The organism is Bacillus sp. MN7755 (assembly GCF_054771475.1).
The window spans coordinates 163097-178412 of the sequence record NZ_BTRL01000029.1 but is presented as its reverse complement, the minus strand read 5'-3'; the positions used below and the strand labels follow the sequence as shown (position 1 = coordinate 178412).

Below are 15316 nucleotides of genomic sequence, written 5' to 3'. Positions count from 1 at the left end.
GGTCATCTCATGCTAGAGGTTATTGCAACATGTTTAGAAGATGTGAAACGAATTGAACGAGCTGGCGGGAAGCGAATTGAATTAATTTCATCTTATACAGAAGGCGGTTTAACGCCAAGTTATGCTTTTATAAAAAAAGCGGTAGAAGCGGTACATATACCGATTCACGTTATGATTCGTCCGCATGCGAAGTCTTTTACATATACGGAAGAAGAAATTGAAATGATGAAAGAAGATATTGTAGTTGCTCAAAAATTAGGAGTAGCTGGTGTTGTATTAGGTGTATTAAATGAACGAAATGAAGTGGATGAAGAGAAACTAGCGGATTTATTATCTGTGGTAGACGGGATAAATGTCACATATCACCGTGCAATAGATGATATAGAAAATCCAGTAGAAGCGATGAGAACTTTAAAGAAGTTTCATAAAGTGACTCACGTTTTAACTTCAGGTGGACAAGGAAATATAGTAGAGAATATTCCGGTGCTTACAGAAATGCAAAAGGTAAGCGATGGTCAAATTCAACTTGTAGCTGGAGCTGGCGTGACGAAAGAAAATATAAAGCAATTGCTAGATGAAACTGGAATTTCGCAAGCTCATGTCGGTACAGCGGTAAGAGAAGGGAAATCATGTTTTGCTGAAATTGATCTTAATTTAGTACAAGAATTAGTTCAAATCATAAAGTGAAACTTTAATCAGTGGGGGGGGGGCTTCCCCCACTGATTATTAGCCCTCACCAATCGGGCTTTAACGGGCAGTTGATCCACATCTAGCTTCTTTGCTTTCGCTAAATTTTGAGGTGAGGGTCTTACTGCCTGTTAAAGCGGGATAAAATAAATGCGTAAGAAAGAGGAGAAACGATGAAGGAAAATACGAAGAAAGAATTATTCTCATGGGCGAAAACGATAGGATTTACCCTTGTATTAATCGCAATTATTCGCGGTGTTTTATTTACACCGTCATTAGTACAAGGCGAATCGATGATGCCCACTTTAGAAAATAACGAACGAGTTCTCGTCAATAAGATTGGTTATAGTATAAGTGGATTAGAACGCTTTGATATTATCGTCTTCCACGGAAAAGAAGGATATGATTTAGTAAAACGAGTAATTGGTTTACCAGGCGATACAGTTGAGTATAAAAATGATATTTTATATGTAAACGGAAAAGCGATGGAAGAACCATATTTAAAAGAGTTTAAAGAAAAAGCAACAGGCCGTGTATTAACTCCAGACTTTACGTTAGAACAAATCACAGGAAAAACGAAAGTGCCAGAAGGCCAAGTGTTTGTTTTAGGGGATAATCGTGAAGTTTCTAAAGACGGTCGTATGTTTGGATTTATTTCAGAAGATGAAATTGTCGGAAAAGGACAAGCTGTTTTCTGGCCGTTGAAACAAGTAAGAGCGTTATAAAGCAAGTATGGGAGAAATATTCTTCCGGTGGATTTAAAGCACATTTTTTGTAAAACTGAATGTTCATTTAAGAAAGACAGAGGCCATTTTGATTAGTATTTTTCAAAATGGCCTCTGTTTATTTGAAGATAGTATTGCAAGGAGGGAATTTACATGATAACGAAAGAAGCAGAAGTTATTTTAAACAGGAAAGGAGCCAGGAAAGTAAATGAAATTCCTAAAGAGGTCTTACAATTACTACAGCAAGGGAAAGTAGAAAGTGTTAATCTAACAGAATGGCTAGCTATAAATCATATTGAACTACTTAAAAATGTCTTACCTTCAATAGGACTCAAGAATAGTTTGGAATGTATAGTAGCTGAATTAGAAAAACAGAACGTTGAAACAGGTATGAAAGTCATACGAATAACAGGAAATTTATTGGATGAAATTATACTCAAAGAGAATGAAGGGAACAAGGAAGATGTACTGTTAAAATTATCTAATCATATTTCAGATAGTGTACGATGTTTGGCAGCGTTTATGAATAAGAAATCAAATAACAAATTAAAAGATACATTAACGTACATTCGACCTTTTGCGGCGGATCATCATTTTGGTGTTCGAGAAATTGCTTGGATGTCTATTAGAGAAGACCTTTCACAAAATATAGAAGAAAGTGTGAAATTGTTAGTAGAATGGGCAAAAAGTGAAGATGAGAATATTCGCAGGTTCTCTGTAGAATCTATTCGTCCTCGAGGGGTATGGAGTAAACATATTGAAATATTAAAACAAGAACCTGAAAAAGCACTTCCCATTCTTAATTTACTTAAATCAGATCCATCAAAATATGTACAAGATTCGGTTGGAAACTGGTTAAATGATGCAAGTAAAACTAAACCGGATTGGGTAATGAACCTGTGTGAAGAATGGGAAAAGGATACTGACATAAAATCAACTAGTAGAATTATTAAAAAAGCTAAAAGAACGATTTTGAAAAATAAGTAATATGTAACTAATAGACTTATTAGTTGTACGAAGGAACAATTAATCATGTTAAAAAAAGAATACTTTGAATAACTATGAGAAGAGCATGTATTGATCAATACATGCTCTTTATATTTTCTTTTATATCTGTGTTATTAATGAAAGATGATCAAATTTTATTTCAAATCTAAACTTCCGTACTTTTTTATTGTAACTTTTATTCTAATAGTTTTGTAGCGATGTGAAATTTGGAAATTGAACCGTCGTGATTTCTAAAGTTAATTTTATATTCACTGTCAGGAAGCGAATCACTCCAATATAAATTACATTCACTAATAGTTCGTTCTTCACGTGTTAAAGTTCTGTCAATCATCCAAGAGCCTTTCATTCTATATAAATCAAATATTATTTGTGTTTTTTTTATAGCGGACAAAATATATCGGATTATGTATGTGAAAAAAATATTGATAGAATTGAAAGAATATTTTATAATTTTAAATTATATATTTGTTTCGAAAAACGGAATTTAAGTTCCGAAATTCGGAACAAGAAGGAGATAGAATGAGTATAAATAAAACGGCAGTTAAAACAATGGATATTTTAGAGTTGTTTTATGAGCATGAAGAGCTCAGTTTAACAGAGATGGTTCAGCTTACGAGTATGCCGAAAACATCTGTTTATCGTTTAATTGGCTCGTTAGAAGAAATGGAGTTTTTACAAAAAAACGAAAAGGGGAAATATCGTCTAGGAGTCGTTTTTTTACGGTTCGGTCAACTTGTCTCACAAAGATTATCAGTAAGAAATATTGCGATTCCATATATGAAAGAGCTTAGAGATAGTTTAGGGCAGGCAGTTAATTTAATTATCCAAGATGGCAATGACGCGATTTATGTGGAAAAGATGGAAGGTGTTCAGCCTGTACGTGTGTATACGGCGGTTGGAAGACGAGCTCCACTTTATGCCGGTGCATGTCCGAGGATTTTATTATCGTATTTCTCAGAGGAAGAGAAACAGAAGTACGTAGAGGAAACGGATTTAAAACAGTTTGCAGATGGAACAATCGTGGATAAGAAACAATTGCTAGAAGTGTTACAAATGGCGAAAAAGGAAGGTCATACAATTAGCTACTCTGAGTTAGAAAATCATACAGCGGCTATAGCAGCACCCATTTTCGCAAGCGATGGAACGATTGTAGCAGGCATTAGTATTTCGGGATTAGCAATTGAGTACAGCGAAAGCAATATATCATATTTTATCGCGAAGGTGAAAGAGACAGCAAATCGCATTTCGAAAGAACTCGGCTTTTTGGCATAGAAAGAGGGAGTGGGATGAAATTTTCTGCGTTAGGGGATCAAGCAATTATTGTTACATTTGGTGAAGAGATCGGGATGGATGTATACGAAAAAGTACAACGACTATTTCAAGCGTTGCAGCAACATCCGTTTACAGGAATGATTGAATGCGTTCCGTCGTTCACTTCATTAGCCGTTTACTACAATTTATATGAAGTATGGAAGGAAAATGATAGAAAGATACGACCGTATGATTACGTATGCCAATACATAACTGGAATATTCGATACGTATAAGGAAGAGCTGAAACGAGAAGTGAAACATATTTCTATACCAGTTTGTTACGGGGGAGAATATGGACCTGATTTAGAAGAGGTCGCACATTATCACAATTTACAAGTAGAAGATGTAATTCGAATACATAGTGAAACAACATATTTTGTATATATGCTAGGTTTTACACCAGGGTTCCCGTATTTAGGAGGACTATCAAAAGAACTAGAAACATCTAGAAAAGAAATACCACGGTTGCAAATCTCTCCGGGTTCAGTAGGTATTGGTGGAAATCAAACAGGTATTTATCCGCTTGAAACACCGGGTGGATGGAATATTATTGGCCGAACACCAATCTCCTTATTTAATCCGGAAGAAGAAACACCAACCTATATCCAAAGCGGTATGTATTTACGATTTATTCCAATAACGAAAGAAGAGTACGTATCACTTGAGGGGGCTAAGGAATGGATGTAGAGGTTTTGCATGCAGGGATGTTTACAACAGTCCAAGATTTAGGGCGATCTCATTATCAACAATATGGCGTACCTGTTGGCGGGGCTATGGATCAAAGTGCACTTCGGATGATCAATATGTTAGTTGGTAATGAAGAGAATGAAGCGGGACTTGAAATGACGATCATGGGGCCTAAATTGTTAATAAAGAAAACAACTTTACTTGCGATTGGCGGAGCAGATATGGAACCGTTATTAAACGGAGAACGTATCCCGTTATGGCGTCCCATTTTAGCGGAAGAAGGTAGCATGCTTTGTTTTGGAAAAGTGAAAAGTGGTTGCAGAACGTATGTGACTTTTGCAGGTGGTATGCATATTGACCGTACAATGGGAAGCAAAAGTACTTACATACGTGCAGCGATTGGTGGTATGGAAGGAAGAATGCTGAAAAAAGGTGACTATTTTCAACTTGGTGAACGATCAGAAATGGCTCATCGTTTCATTCAAGATTTACAAAAGGATGAGCGAATCAAAACGAAATGGGCAATTAGCAGCAGCGTAAGGCCAAAATATAAGAAACATCCTAAGCTTCGTGTCATAACGGATTTTGAATATGATCAATTTACAGAAGAAAGTAGAAAGGCATTTTTTACGAAAGACTATAAGGTATCTAATTATGCTGACCGTATGGGCTATAGGGTTGAGGGAGAAGTTTTAAATAGGATGGAAGAAACAGAGATTTTATCGAGTCCCGTTACATTCGGAACGATTCAAGTTCCAAACGGTGGACAGCCGATTATATTAATGGCAGATAGGCAAACGACAGGTGGCTATCCGAGAATGGGAAATATTATTTTAGTAGATCTTCCTCTTCTTGCCCAGCTAAAACCAGGAGACTATGTTTCATTTGAGCAAATTACGCTTGAAGAAGCGGAACAATTGTACATAGAACAAGAAGTAAATATGAATCTATTAAAGAAATTCATTGCTTTACGAAGCTGAAATTAGGAGGGTAATATTGTGACTACAATTGATTTAAACTGTGATTTAGGAGAAAGTTTTGGCGCTTATAAAATGGGGAGTGATGATGAAATTCTTCCATTCGTATCCTCTATAAATGTTGCTTGCGGTTTTCATGCGGGTGATCCGTCCGTTATGCGGCAAACAGTTGAAAAGGCAATGCAGCAAAACGTAGCGATAGGGGCACACCCAGGGTTTCCAGATTTAATTGGATTTGGGAGAAGAAACATGAACGTTTCAGCAAGTGAAGTATACGATTATGTTTTATATCAAATTGGTGCATTAGACGGGTTTGTAAAAGCAGCTGGCGGGAAGATGCAGCATGTAAAGCCACACGGTGCTTTATATAATATGGCGGCGACTAATCCGGAAATTGCAGATGCAATCGCAAAGGCAATTTCTCATGTGAATCCAAAGTTATTACTTTACGGATTGGCAAATAGCGAGGCATATAAACAGGCTGCGGAAAAATATAACGTAACTCTCGTACAAGAAGCTTTTGCAGATCGTACGTATAGGCAAGATGGAACATTAACAAGTCGTACAGAAGAGAATGCGCTTATAAAAAATGAAGACGAAGCGATAAAACAAGTGATTCAAATGGTGAAAGAAGGCTATGTAAATTCGGTGAATGGAGAGAAAGTAACAGTTCAGGCGAAAACGATTTGTTTACATGGTGATGGAGAAAAAGCAGTGAAATTTGCGGAAAGAATATACAGAACATTCAAACTTGAAGGTATTTCTATTTGTGCACCAAAATAAAAAATAGGGGGAAGTGCTGGAATGATTAAATTAATCGGGATACTACTTGTTGCAGTTGGTTTTTTATTTAGATTAAATACACTATTAGTAGTTATGGTCGCAGGTATTGTTACTGGTATGGTTTCAGGATTAAGTTTTTATGATGTGATCAGCATGTTCGGTAAATTTTTCATAGAAAATAGATATATGTCTATGCCGATAATATTAACTTTACCGGTAATCGGGATTTTAGAGCGTTACGGTTTAAAAGAAAGAGCAGAAGCGCTTATAACGAAATCAAAAGGCGCAACAACTGGAAGAGTATTAATGTCATATTTTACGATAAGAGAATCATCAGCAGCACTAGGGCTTAATATTGGTGGTCATGCGCAAACAGTAAGACCGCTTGTTGCACCGATGGCAGAAGGAGCGGCACAAGGTAAATACGGTAAACTACCTGAAAAATTAAGAGAGAAGATCAAAGCAAATGCAGCTGCTGCGGAAAATACAGCTTGGTTTTTCGGAGAAGATATATTTATCGCAACTGGTGCCATTTTATTAATGAAAGGATTCTTCGATTCAGTAGGTATGCATGTCGGTGTTTGGGATATGGCACTTTGGGGGATTCCAACTGCAATATCTGCACTTATCGTGAGCTGGATTAGATTTAGAAGGTTTGATAAATATATAGAGAAAACAATGAAGGCAGAAGCAAAAGAAGAGAAGGAGGCAATATAATATGAACATCATAACTATGGATACAATCTATTATGTATTAGGTATAATCGTTGCATTTATCGCTGTTCGTATTGCGTTTGATCGTGAGCATCCAAATCGATTTGGTTCTAGTTTATTTTGGGCATTGTTTGCAGTTACATTTTTGTTTGGAAATGTAATTCCTTCGTTTTACGTTGGTTGTATTGTGCTTGCTATGGTCGTATTAGCTTCATTAAATAAAGTAACAAAGTCTCAGGAAAAAGAAGTACCAGTGCAAGAACGTGTAAAACATGCGGAGAAATTAAAGAATAAAATCTTTATGCCTGCACTTTTAATTCCTATTTTTACAATTATCGGTACGTTAACGTTAGGGAAAATTAAATGGGGAAATGTATCCCTTGTTGATCCAGATAAAGTAACACTAGTAGCATTAGCACTAGGAGCATTACTTGCGTTCGTTGCTGCGATGCGAATTACAAAATCGAAAATAACAACGCCTGTTCAAGAAGGAAGTAGATTATTACAAGCTGTCGGCTGGGCTGTTATTTTACCACAAATGTTAGCAGCACTTGGCGGTATTTTCGCAAAATCTGGCGTTGGACAAGTCGTTTCTGATTTAGTCGGCCAAGTATTACCGACAGAGTATCCGTTCGTTGCTGTTATGGCGTATTGTTTAGGAATGATGCTCTTTACAGTCGTAATGGGAAATGCTTTCGCAGCGTTTGCCGTAATTACTGGCGGAATTGGCTTACCTTTAATTGTTCAAATGCACGGTGGAAACCCAGCAATTATGGCAGCTCTTGGTATGTTTGCTGGATATTGCGGAACGTTACTTACTCCAATGGCAGCAAACTTTAATATCGTTCCGGCAATGCTTTTAGAGCTAAAAGATAAAAATGCGGTTATTAAAGCGCAAGTCCCAATTGCTCTTTCAATCTTTATCATAAATATGTTTATTATGTACGGCTTAGTATATCGTTTCTAATTAGGAGGGTAAAACTATGAAAACAGTATTATTAACAGGATTCGATCCGTTCGGCGGAGAAAGTATCAATCCAGCTTGGGAAGTCGCAAAAAGTTTGCATGAAAAAACAATCGGAGAGTACAAGATTATAAGTAAACAAGTACCAACCGTATTTCATAAATCAATAAAAGTTTTAAACGAATATATACAAGAACTAAACCCTGAAATAATTATATGTATCGGACAAGCTGGGGGCAGACCAGATATTACGATAGAGCGTGTCGCAATTAATATCGATGATGCAAGAATAGCTGACAATGAAGGGAATCAGCCGGTAGATGTACCAGTTATAGAAGGAGGACCTGCTGCCTATTGGTCTACACTTCCGATGAAAGCAATCGTAAAAAAGCTTCAAGAAGAAGGCATACCAGCTTCCGTTTCACAAACAGCAGGTACATTCGTTTGTAATCACTTATTCTATGGTCTTATGCATGAAATAGAGAACCGTGATAAGAAAATAAAAGGTGGATTTGTCCATATTCCGTTTTTACCAGAACAAGCGAGTAACTATCCAGGCCAACCGAGTATGTCACTTACTACTATTAGTAAAGGGATAGAATTGGCAGTTGAGGTAACGACGGAAGTAGAGGTAGATATTGTAGAGGTTGGGGGTGCGACGCATTAAATAAACCGAAGTGTACAACACCTCCTGTAAACAACTGGTATAATAAGAATAGGAAAATACATAGAGGTGATTTTTGTGCAACAATTTGAAGAAGTACGTTCAATTTTAGAAAAAGCGAAGAAAATTACAGTATTAACAGGTGCAGGTGCAAGTACGGAAAGTGGTATCCCAGATTTTCGTTCAGCAAATGGATTGTACGCTGATGCAAATGTGGAAATGTACTTATCGAGAGGGTACTATAACCGAAGCCCGAAAGAGTTTTGGAAGCATTATAAAGAAATTTTTCAAATTAATACGTTTCATCAATATAAACCAAATCGTGGGCATCGCTTTTTAGCTGAATTAGAAGAACAAGGGAAAGATATTACGATTTTAACGCAAAATATTGACGGTTTACATCAATTAGGTGGTAGTAAACATGTTATTGATCTACATGGAACACTGCAAACAGCGCATTGTCCAAAATGTAAAGCGGGATATGACTTGCAGTATATGATTGATCATGAAGTGCCTCGCTGTCAGAAGTGTAATTTCATTTTAAATCCAGACGTTGTTTTATACGGAGATACACTGCCGCAATATCAAAACGCGATGAAACGTTTATATGAAACAGATGTGCTTATCGTCATGGGAACAACATTAAAAGTACAGCCTGTCGCTTCATTCCCAGAAATCGCAAAGAGAGAAGTAGGAGCAAAGACTATTTTAGTAAATGAAGAGCTAACAGGGCAAGAATATAACTTTGATTTTGTTTTTCAAAATAAGATTGGTGAATTTGTAGAAGGATTATCATCAATGAAATAAAATATCAAAAAAACTGAGGTATCTACCTCAGTTTTTTATTTGAGTAATCGCTGTTTTAAGCCACATGAAAACATGTTGATAATGTAGTAACAACATCTCTATAATTTATAAAAAGGTGTTTCGTAGGTAAAATAGCAGAGTAAGAAGTAATATTATCTTTAGTGAATACACAATCGTCATAAAGTAAGCTAATGTGTAGCTGTTGTAAAGGTTCTATTTGATTTTGTTTTAAGTATAAAACTAAGTCATTATAAAGTTGCGTACTATACTCACTTACAGACCATTCTAATGAATGCTGACCTACTATGTTAGTCCACCATACTTTAAAACTACATATTAACTCTTTAAAGGATTCCTCATTACATAAATGAGTGTCAAAAAGCTTCTCATAAAAGATATGATTTTCTTCATGAAAAATTTGTAAATCATATTTGTCGTTAGCAATTTTTTTGCGAAGTGTATGCCATAATTCTTTGAAATTCGCTTCAAAGTTAGTAGAGAAATTGAATTGTCTTGCTATGTAAGGAAATCTTAAATTTTCTTTTTTCTCTTTTTGGTTGAGATAAATATTTTGAATATAAATCATAAAGTTTAAACAATGTGACGTATTAATATGAATTGTGAATGAATCTGTCATTTCATTTTCTCCTTAGTAATGGATTTTATTGTTAGTATACAAAGAAATATGAATGAAAGGTATGAAAAAATAATTATATACAATCTTTCTTTTAGAACAACATTCATGTTATTCCTTAATAAGGGAATGGTAATAAATAGGATATAAAATTAAAAAACTGAAAATTAAATCTTTTAATTCTTTTGTAATTAATATAAAATTCTATATATATCATATAAATAAATTTGATACATAATGGTTCTGTGTAGAAATGTTAATAGAATGAAGCGAGGGAGCGAAATGAAACAGAAAAAGGAGCAGAAGAAACAATCGAAAAAGAAAAAGACTCATATTCCATTTCGATTAAATGTACTATTTTTTATCGTTTTTCTTTTATTTTCAGCTATTATAATTCAATTAGGTAAAGTACAAATCATTGATGGAGAAACGTATAGAAATGAAGTGAACAAAAAAGAAGATGTAACGGTAAGCACACCTGTACCTAGAGGGAAAATGTTTGATCGACAAGGTCATGTGATTGTAAATAATAAACCGCTACGAACCGTTACATATACGAAAATGAAAGGAGTAGATTCGAAAGAAGTTTTACAAGTAGCAAGAAATTTAGCCCAGCTAATTGAAATATCGCCAGAAGATATAGATAGGTTGACAGAAACAGATAAGAAAGATTTTTGGATGCAGTTAAATGAAAAACAGGCAGCAGCAAAAGTAACGAAAGAAGATGAGAATACATTTAGGAAGCAAGAGATAGAAGGGAAAGAATTAGATAAAAAAGTAGAAGAGTTACGTAGGGAAAGAATTACACAAGAGGAATTAAGCGAACTTTCAAAAGAGGATCTAGAAGTACTAGCAATTAAAAGTAGAATGAATGCAGGATATAAAATGACGCCGCAAATCGTTAAAAAAGATGTAAGTCAAAATGAATATGCGATTGTTAGTGAAAGATTGGCAAGCTTGCCAGGAGTAGATACGACAGTGGATTGGGAACGTGAATATCCAAATGATAAAATACTTCGTTCTATCCTTGGGAGTGTTTCTACTGAAAATGAAGGATTGCCAAGAGAACAATTGGATTATTACTTAGTACGTGATTATAACAGAAATGATCGTATTGGTAAGAGTTATATTGAAAAACAATACGAAGATGCACTACATGGAACGAAAGAACAGACTAGAAATATTACAGATAAAACAGGGAATATTATTCGAACTGAAAAAGTGACTGAAGGAAAAAGTGGAAATAATTTAATGTTAACAGTAGATATGGATTTACAGAAAAAAGTAGAGGAAAGCCTTGAAAAGAACTTACGAGCATTCCATTCTGCAGAGCCGATGATGGATCGTGCGTTCGTTGTAATGATGAACCCGAAAAACGGTCAAATTTTATCGATGGCAGGAAAGAAAATTGTAAAAAAAGATGGCGGCATGCAAATAGAAGATTATGCTTTAGGAACGATGACAAGTTCTTATGAATTAGGATCAACTGTAAAAGGGGCTACTTTATTAGCCGGATATCAAACTGAAACAATTAAGCCGTATACGCATTTCTTTGATGCACCAATGTATTTTAAAGGAAGTACTAAGCCGAAGAAATCGTGGAAAGATTTTGGTGATATTGATGATTTAAGAGCTTTACAAGTTTCATCAAACGTTTATATGTTTAATACAGCTTTAAAAATGGCGGGTATAAATTATGTGCCAAACAATCCGTTAGACATTAGAAAAGAGACATTTAATAAAATGCGCTACTATTTTAGACAATTTGGTTTAGGTGTACCGACTGGTATTGATTTGCCGAATGAATCGATTGGTCAAATGGGTAGAACTGATAACATACCTGGTTTTTTACTTGATTATGCGATTGGACAGTACGATACATATACACCTCTTCAACTTGCTCAATATATTTCAACGATTGCAAATGGCGGTTACCGAATGAAACCGCAAATTGTACAAGAAGTGAGAGAGCAACCACATAGACCAGAGGATGTTGGAAAAGTTATTCGATCTATTGAACCAGTTATTTTAAATCGAGTAGATATGAACACTTCATACATTAATCATGTAAAAGAAGGGTTTAGAAGAGTATTCCAGGAAACTGACGGAACAGGTGCTGGAACGTTTAAAGGATTACCATATAAACCAGCTGGAAAAACAGGGACAGCTGAAACGGTATATGGTGGAGAAAGTGATATTGGAAGAGATGAAAACAATAACCGAAAAAAATGTTATAATTTAACTCTTGCCGGTTATGCACCATATGATGCTGATCCAGAAGTAGCTTTTTCAGTTGTTGTACCATGGGTAAATGATGATAAATCAGGAATTAATTCCGCGATTGGTAAAGAGATTTTGGATGCGTATTTTGAATTGAAAACGAAAAGATCGGGTGGAAATCCAGTCCCAGTAGAGCAGCCGAACAAGAACCAGTAAAAATAATATCACTGCATTGAGACATATGGTGCAGTGATATATTTTTTGATTTAAAAAGTGTTTGAATAAGGTGGGAATGGATATGAAACAGGAGATTAAGAGAGGTTGGGGGAAATACATACTCTTCGTGTTTGTTTTGGTAGTAGCCTATCATTCTTTTACTTTATGTAAAGTAGAAGGGAAATCGATGCAACCGACTTTATATGAAGAAGACTACGTATTTGTAAATAAAGCAGCAGTGCATTTTTCTAATTTAGAGCACGGAGAAATTGTCATTATAAAGGAAGATGATGAATCGAAATATTATGTAAAACGAGTAATTGGACTTCCTGGTGACGTAATTAACATAACGAATGGATCAGTATATGTGAATGATAAAAAGCAAGAAGAACCGTATACAAATAAAGATTTATTCAATAATACGCAAGTGTTTTATAACTTTCAAAAAACAAAAATCCCGCCAAATAAGTTATTTGTCATGGGAGATAATCGTGAACTTAGTAGAGATAGTCGAAACGGTTTAGGTTATATTGAGGAAGATAATATAATAGGAAAAGTGGAATTTGTTTATTATCCATTTTCAAAAATGAAGATCATAGAATAAGTGGGGAGTTACAAAACCCCACTTATTAACATTTCACTTTATTCTCTTTAAAAAACCTTTTGGGTTAAATGATATGAAAAACTTATGTTTAGATTCATCGATTATGAAGTTGTTATTTGTAGCTAAAAACTCTTCAACAGCTTCCATTGGGCCAGGACCCCAATCGGGAGAAACAGGATTTCCATTAATAGATGTATCCTCTACAATAATATAACTGCCATTAGAAACGATAGATTTATAAAGCAATAATTCTTTTGCTACATGATCTTTACTATGATCTGAATCTAAAATAACTAAAATCACATCATCAGGTTTACGCATACTTAATATTGTTTGCACAGCGGTTACTGAAACAGAAGAAGCTGTTAAATACGTAATGCGATCATGGGATGGACGATTTGGTTGTGGAAATACATCGATAGTCAGAACGTGTCCTTTTCCAATTAAATCTAATACAGAAGCCAAATACAATGCGCTACCACCATAACAAGTGCCACATTCAATAATTAAATCGGGTTTTAATTCGTAAATAATTTCTTGATACAAAAAAAGATCAGAGGGAAGTTTGAGAATGGGGACCCCGAGCCAATGTGTATCATATAACCAGACTCGACTGTCGTAATATTGTTTTAAAAATTCACTGCTTATGTTATCGATTTTGAACACTCCTTTCTGAAACGAAAGTTGTACAATATATTATGTAAGATATGATTATAAGGAGAATGATTTTTAATAAAATTGAGCAAAATACCTCATTAAAAACCAATTGTTTTTATAATAAAAAACCTTTATTCAGCAAGTTTAATCAAAATCTGTAGATGAGGGAAAAAGAAAGGAAATGAACGTATGTATAAGTACACAATTTGTTTCATTAGAAAGGGAAATAAAATACTCTTACTAAATAGAAATAAAAAGCCGAATATGGGAATGTGGAACGGTGTCGGTGGAAAAATTGAAGATAATGAAACGCCATACGAAGGGATAATTAGAGAAACGCTTGAGGAAACAGGCATAGATCTTCCAAGTGTATCGTATAAAGGGAATGTGGTTTTTAAGAGTAAGGACGAGCATCGGGGTAGTGAAGGGATGTATGTATTCCTTGCTCATCTGCCAGATGGAGTACATATGGACACGCCATTAAGTACGGCGGAAGGATTATTAGAATGGAAAGAACTTGATTGGATATTAGATTGTGATAATAGAGGTGTAGTTAGCAATTTACCAAAATACTTACCAATAGTATTAAATGAGGAAAACAAGTTAGAGCATATATTCACATATGATAACCGGAATATTATTAATTATACAACTGCATGTTTGACAGAAGATGATGCGAACAGGCGATATGAAAAACAATTCATTTCTCAATAGAAGAGGATAGTGAAAAATCACTTTTTGCTCTCATTATATATGTGAGGTGATTATATGTTTCAGAAACACAATTCATTGGCCATAATTGTAATATGTATGCTATAACTTTTCTTATCATGAAAGAGTAGAGAACATACGTAAACGGAGCAAAAAGGAGATGGCAAAGCCACCTCCTTTTTGTTAGCTGTGAATCGCCTTAATGATAAATCGATGTTGCTTTACATCAAAATAATCTCATGTATACGATATAACTCCTCAAAGTACCTTTCGACAGTAAAATCAGGAATTTGCCACGGAATTGCTTTTAAATAATAGACGATAGCGCCAATATCATAAAAGCGTTGGAAAGGGAATTCTTCTTTTGCTTCTAAAATAGTAAATCCATTTTCCTGTAGTTCATTAAGTTCCGCGCAATCAAGACCACCAACTTGTTGTGTAAGAAATGTTCCATTAGGAGAAAGTATTCTATTTACCTCAGAAGCAGCATACGATTCATGTTGATTTATGATTAAATTAAATTGAGCATCTTGAAATGGTAAAGCAGTATCATCGGTCACTTCTACAACGGCAACCCCTAAAGGCTCTAATTTCTTCTGAGCAATTGGCACATTTGGAGCATAACCCTCAGTCGCATAAATAGTTGGTGGGAATGGTTGTAACATAGATAAAAACTCTCCGCCGCCAGTACCCATATAGAGCATTGATTCTGCACGCTGCATAAGTTGGAAAGCGGTGCTGCCGTATGACCAAGATAAAGGCTCGCTCTTCATTCGGCCTGTTTCAGAAATGAAAGAAAAATCCCAGCCACTAAAGTTTGTATTTGCACTTTCTAATAAAGTTAAAAATAATGGATCACGTTTCATAAATTTGTCCTCTTATTTCATAAATGAATGATATGATGAGAAAAGAAAAAGGGAGGACCTCTTATGAAAGAGAAGTGGT

At 35.1% G+C, this 15316-nt stretch carries 16 protein-coding genes and 1 pseudogene; 14 read left to right on the top strand and 3 right to left on the bottom strand.

Annotated features, from left to right (window positions below):
- Positions 1 to 9 precede the first annotated feature (9 nt).
- From ACYVEC_RS28290 to ACYVEC_RS28240, 11 genes are all read left to right on the top strand, one after another.
- Positions 10 to 687 carry a copper homeostasis protein CutC gene (locus tag ACYVEC_RS28290; RefSeq protein ID WP_063225237.1) on the top strand — a complete coding sequence of 226 codons (678 nt, stop codon included), beginning with the start codon at positions 10 to 12 and terminating at the stop codon, positions 685 to 687.
- Between the two features lie 173 nt (positions 688 to 860).
- Positions 861 to 1412, top strand: coding sequence for a signal peptidase I (lepB, locus tag ACYVEC_RS28285; RefSeq protein WP_275719572.1), 552 nt, complete (start codon positions 861 to 863; stop codon positions 1410 to 1412).
- Positions 1413 to 1565: 153 nt separating this feature from the next.
- Positions 1566 to 2399 carry a DNA alkylation repair protein gene (locus ACYVEC_RS28280; protein WP_098556822.1) on the top strand — a complete coding sequence of 278 codons (834 nt, stop codon included), beginning with the start codon at positions 1566 to 1568 and terminating at the stop codon, positions 2397 to 2399.
- Positions 2400 to 2939: 540 nt separating this feature from the next.
- Complete coding sequence (locus ACYVEC_RS28275) at positions 2940 to 3692, top strand: IclR family transcriptional regulator (protein ID WP_063225240.1); 753 nt, start codon at positions 2940 to 2942, stop codon at positions 3690 to 3692.
- Between the two features lie 14 nt (positions 3693 to 3706).
- Positions 3707 to 4420: a 5-oxoprolinase subunit PxpB gene (pxpB, locus tag ACYVEC_RS28270; RefSeq protein ID WP_063225241.1), complete on the top strand. Its 714-nt coding sequence runs from the start codon at positions 3707 to 3709 to the stop codon at positions 4418 to 4420.
- Positions 4411 to 5400, top strand: coding sequence for a 5-oxoprolinase subunit C family protein (locus ACYVEC_RS28265; RefSeq protein WP_063225242.1), 990 nt, complete (start codon positions 4411 to 4413; stop codon positions 5398 to 5400). The genes pxpB and ACYVEC_RS28265 overlap by 10 nt, the downstream gene beginning before the upstream one ends.
- A gap of 18 nt (positions 5401 to 5418) precedes the next feature.
- Entirely contained in the window at positions 5419 to 6180 is a 762-nt protein-coding gene (gene pxpA, locus ACYVEC_RS28260; RefSeq protein WP_063225243.1) for a 5-oxoprolinase subunit PxpA, read from the top strand.
- Between the two features lie 21 nt (positions 6181 to 6201).
- A complete protein-coding gene (locus ACYVEC_RS28255) occupies positions 6202 to 6897 on the top strand; it encodes a DUF969 domain-containing protein (protein ID WP_063225244.1) in 696 nt (231 codons plus the stop codon).
- A 1-nt stretch (position 6898) separates the two neighbouring features.
- On the top strand, positions 6899 to 7861 hold the full coding sequence (locus ACYVEC_RS28250) for a DUF979 domain-containing protein (protein ID WP_063225245.1): 963 nt from the start codon (positions 6899 to 6901) through the stop codon (positions 7859 to 7861).
- A 16-nt stretch (positions 7862 to 7877) separates the two neighbouring features.
- A complete protein-coding gene (gene pcp, locus ACYVEC_RS28245) occupies positions 7878 to 8525 on the top strand; it encodes a pyroglutamyl-peptidase I (RefSeq protein WP_063225246.1) in 648 nt (215 codons plus the stop codon).
- Between the two features lie 75 nt (positions 8526 to 8600).
- The gene (locus ACYVEC_RS28240) at positions 8601 to 9329 is read left to right on the top strand and encodes an NAD-dependent protein deacylase (protein ID WP_063225247.1); all 729 of its coding nucleotides are present in this window, start codon (positions 8601 to 8603) and stop codon (positions 9327 to 9329) included.
- A 55-nt stretch (positions 9330 to 9384) separates the two neighbouring features.
- On the opposite strand, the gene ACYVEC_RS28235 is transcribed toward ACYVEC_RS28240, so the two are convergent.
- Positions 9385 to 9966: a hypothetical protein gene (locus ACYVEC_RS28235; protein ID WP_460509366.1), complete on the bottom strand. Its 582-nt coding sequence runs from the start codon at positions 9964 to 9966 to the stop codon at positions 9385 to 9387.
- 279 nt (positions 9967 to 10245) lie between these two features.
- On the opposite strand from ACYVEC_RS28235, the gene ACYVEC_RS28230 reads away from it, so the two are divergent.
- Both ACYVEC_RS28230 and lepB (ACYVEC_RS28225) read left to right on the top strand, forming a co-directional pair.
- Positions 10246 to 12399, top strand: a complete 2154-nt coding sequence (locus tag ACYVEC_RS28230) for a peptidoglycan D,D-transpeptidase FtsI family protein (RefSeq protein ID WP_460509364.1) — start codon at positions 10246 to 10248, stop codon at positions 12397 to 12399.
- Positions 12400 to 12481: 82 nt separating this feature from the next.
- Positions 12482 to 13003, top strand: coding sequence for a signal peptidase I (lepB, locus tag ACYVEC_RS28225; protein ID WP_460509362.1), 522 nt, complete (start codon positions 12482 to 12484; stop codon positions 13001 to 13003).
- 33 nt (positions 13004 to 13036) lie between these two features.
- On the opposite strand, the gene ACYVEC_RS28220 is transcribed toward lepB (ACYVEC_RS28225), so the two are convergent.
- Positions 13037 to 13669, bottom strand: a complete 633-nt coding sequence (locus tag ACYVEC_RS28220) for a cephalosporin hydroxylase family protein (protein ID WP_097950276.1) — start codon at positions 13667 to 13669, stop codon at positions 13037 to 13039.
- Between the two features lie 180 nt (positions 13670 to 13849).
- Here ACYVEC_RS28220 and ACYVEC_RS28215 point away from each other — a divergent pair, with 180 nt between their 5' ends.
- Complete coding sequence (locus tag ACYVEC_RS28215) at positions 13850 to 14374, top strand: NUDIX hydrolase (RefSeq protein ID WP_460509359.1); 525 nt, start codon at positions 13850 to 13852, stop codon at positions 14372 to 14374.
- A 180-nt stretch (positions 14375 to 14554) separates the two neighbouring features.
- On the opposite strand, the pseudogene ACYVEC_RS28210 reads toward ACYVEC_RS28215, so the two are convergent.
- Positions 14555 to 15237 (bottom strand): annotated as a pseudogene (locus tag ACYVEC_RS28210) (class I SAM-dependent methyltransferase).
- Positions 15238 to 15316: the final 79 nt, after the last annotated feature.

Excerpts from the sequence above, each read along its gene's own strand:
- ACYVEC_RS28290 (WP_063225237.1), top strand. The coding sequence starts at position 10 with ATGCTAGAGGTTATTGCAACATGTTTAGAAGATGTGAAACGAATTGAA.
- lepB (WP_275719572.1), top strand. The coding sequence starts at position 861 with ATGAAGGAAAATACGAAGAAAGAATTATTCTCATGGGCGAAAACGATA.
- ACYVEC_RS28280 (WP_098556822.1), top strand. The coding sequence starts at position 1,566 with ATGATAACGAAAGAAGCAGAAGTTATTTTAAACAGGAAAGGAGCCAGG.
- ACYVEC_RS28275 (WP_063225240.1), top strand. The coding sequence starts at position 2,940 with ATGAGTATAAATAAAACGGCAGTTAAAACAATGGATATTTTAGAGTTG.
- pxpB (WP_063225241.1), top strand. The coding sequence starts at position 3,707 with ATGAAATTTTCTGCGTTAGGGGATCAAGCAATTATTGTTACATTTGGT.
- ACYVEC_RS28265 (WP_063225242.1), top strand. The coding sequence starts at position 4,411 with ATGGATGTAGAGGTTTTGCATGCAGGGATGTTTACAACAGTCCAAGAT.
- ACYVEC_RS28255 (WP_063225244.1), top strand. The coding sequence starts at position 6,202 with ATGATTAAATTAATCGGGATACTACTTGTTGCAGTTGGTTTTTTATTT.
- ACYVEC_RS28250 (WP_063225245.1), top strand. The coding sequence starts at position 6,899 with ATGAACATCATAACTATGGATACAATCTATTATGTATTAGGTATAATC.
- pcp (WP_063225246.1), top strand. The coding sequence starts at position 7,878 with ATGAAAACAGTATTATTAACAGGATTCGATCCGTTCGGCGGAGAAAGT.
- ACYVEC_RS28235 (WP_460509366.1), bottom strand. The coding sequence starts at position 9,966 with ATGACAGATTCATTCACAATTCATATTAATACGTCACATTGTTTAAAC.
- ACYVEC_RS28230 (WP_460509364.1), top strand. The coding sequence starts at position 10,246 with ATGAAACAGAAAAAGGAGCAGAAGAAACAATCGAAAAAGAAAAAGACT.
- lepB (WP_460509362.1), top strand. The coding sequence starts at position 12,482 with ATGAAACAGGAGATTAAGAGAGGTTGGGGGAAATACATACTCTTCGTG.
- ACYVEC_RS28215 (WP_460509359.1), top strand. The coding sequence starts at position 13,850 with ATGTATAAGTACACAATTTGTTTCATTAGAAAGGGAAATAAAATACTC.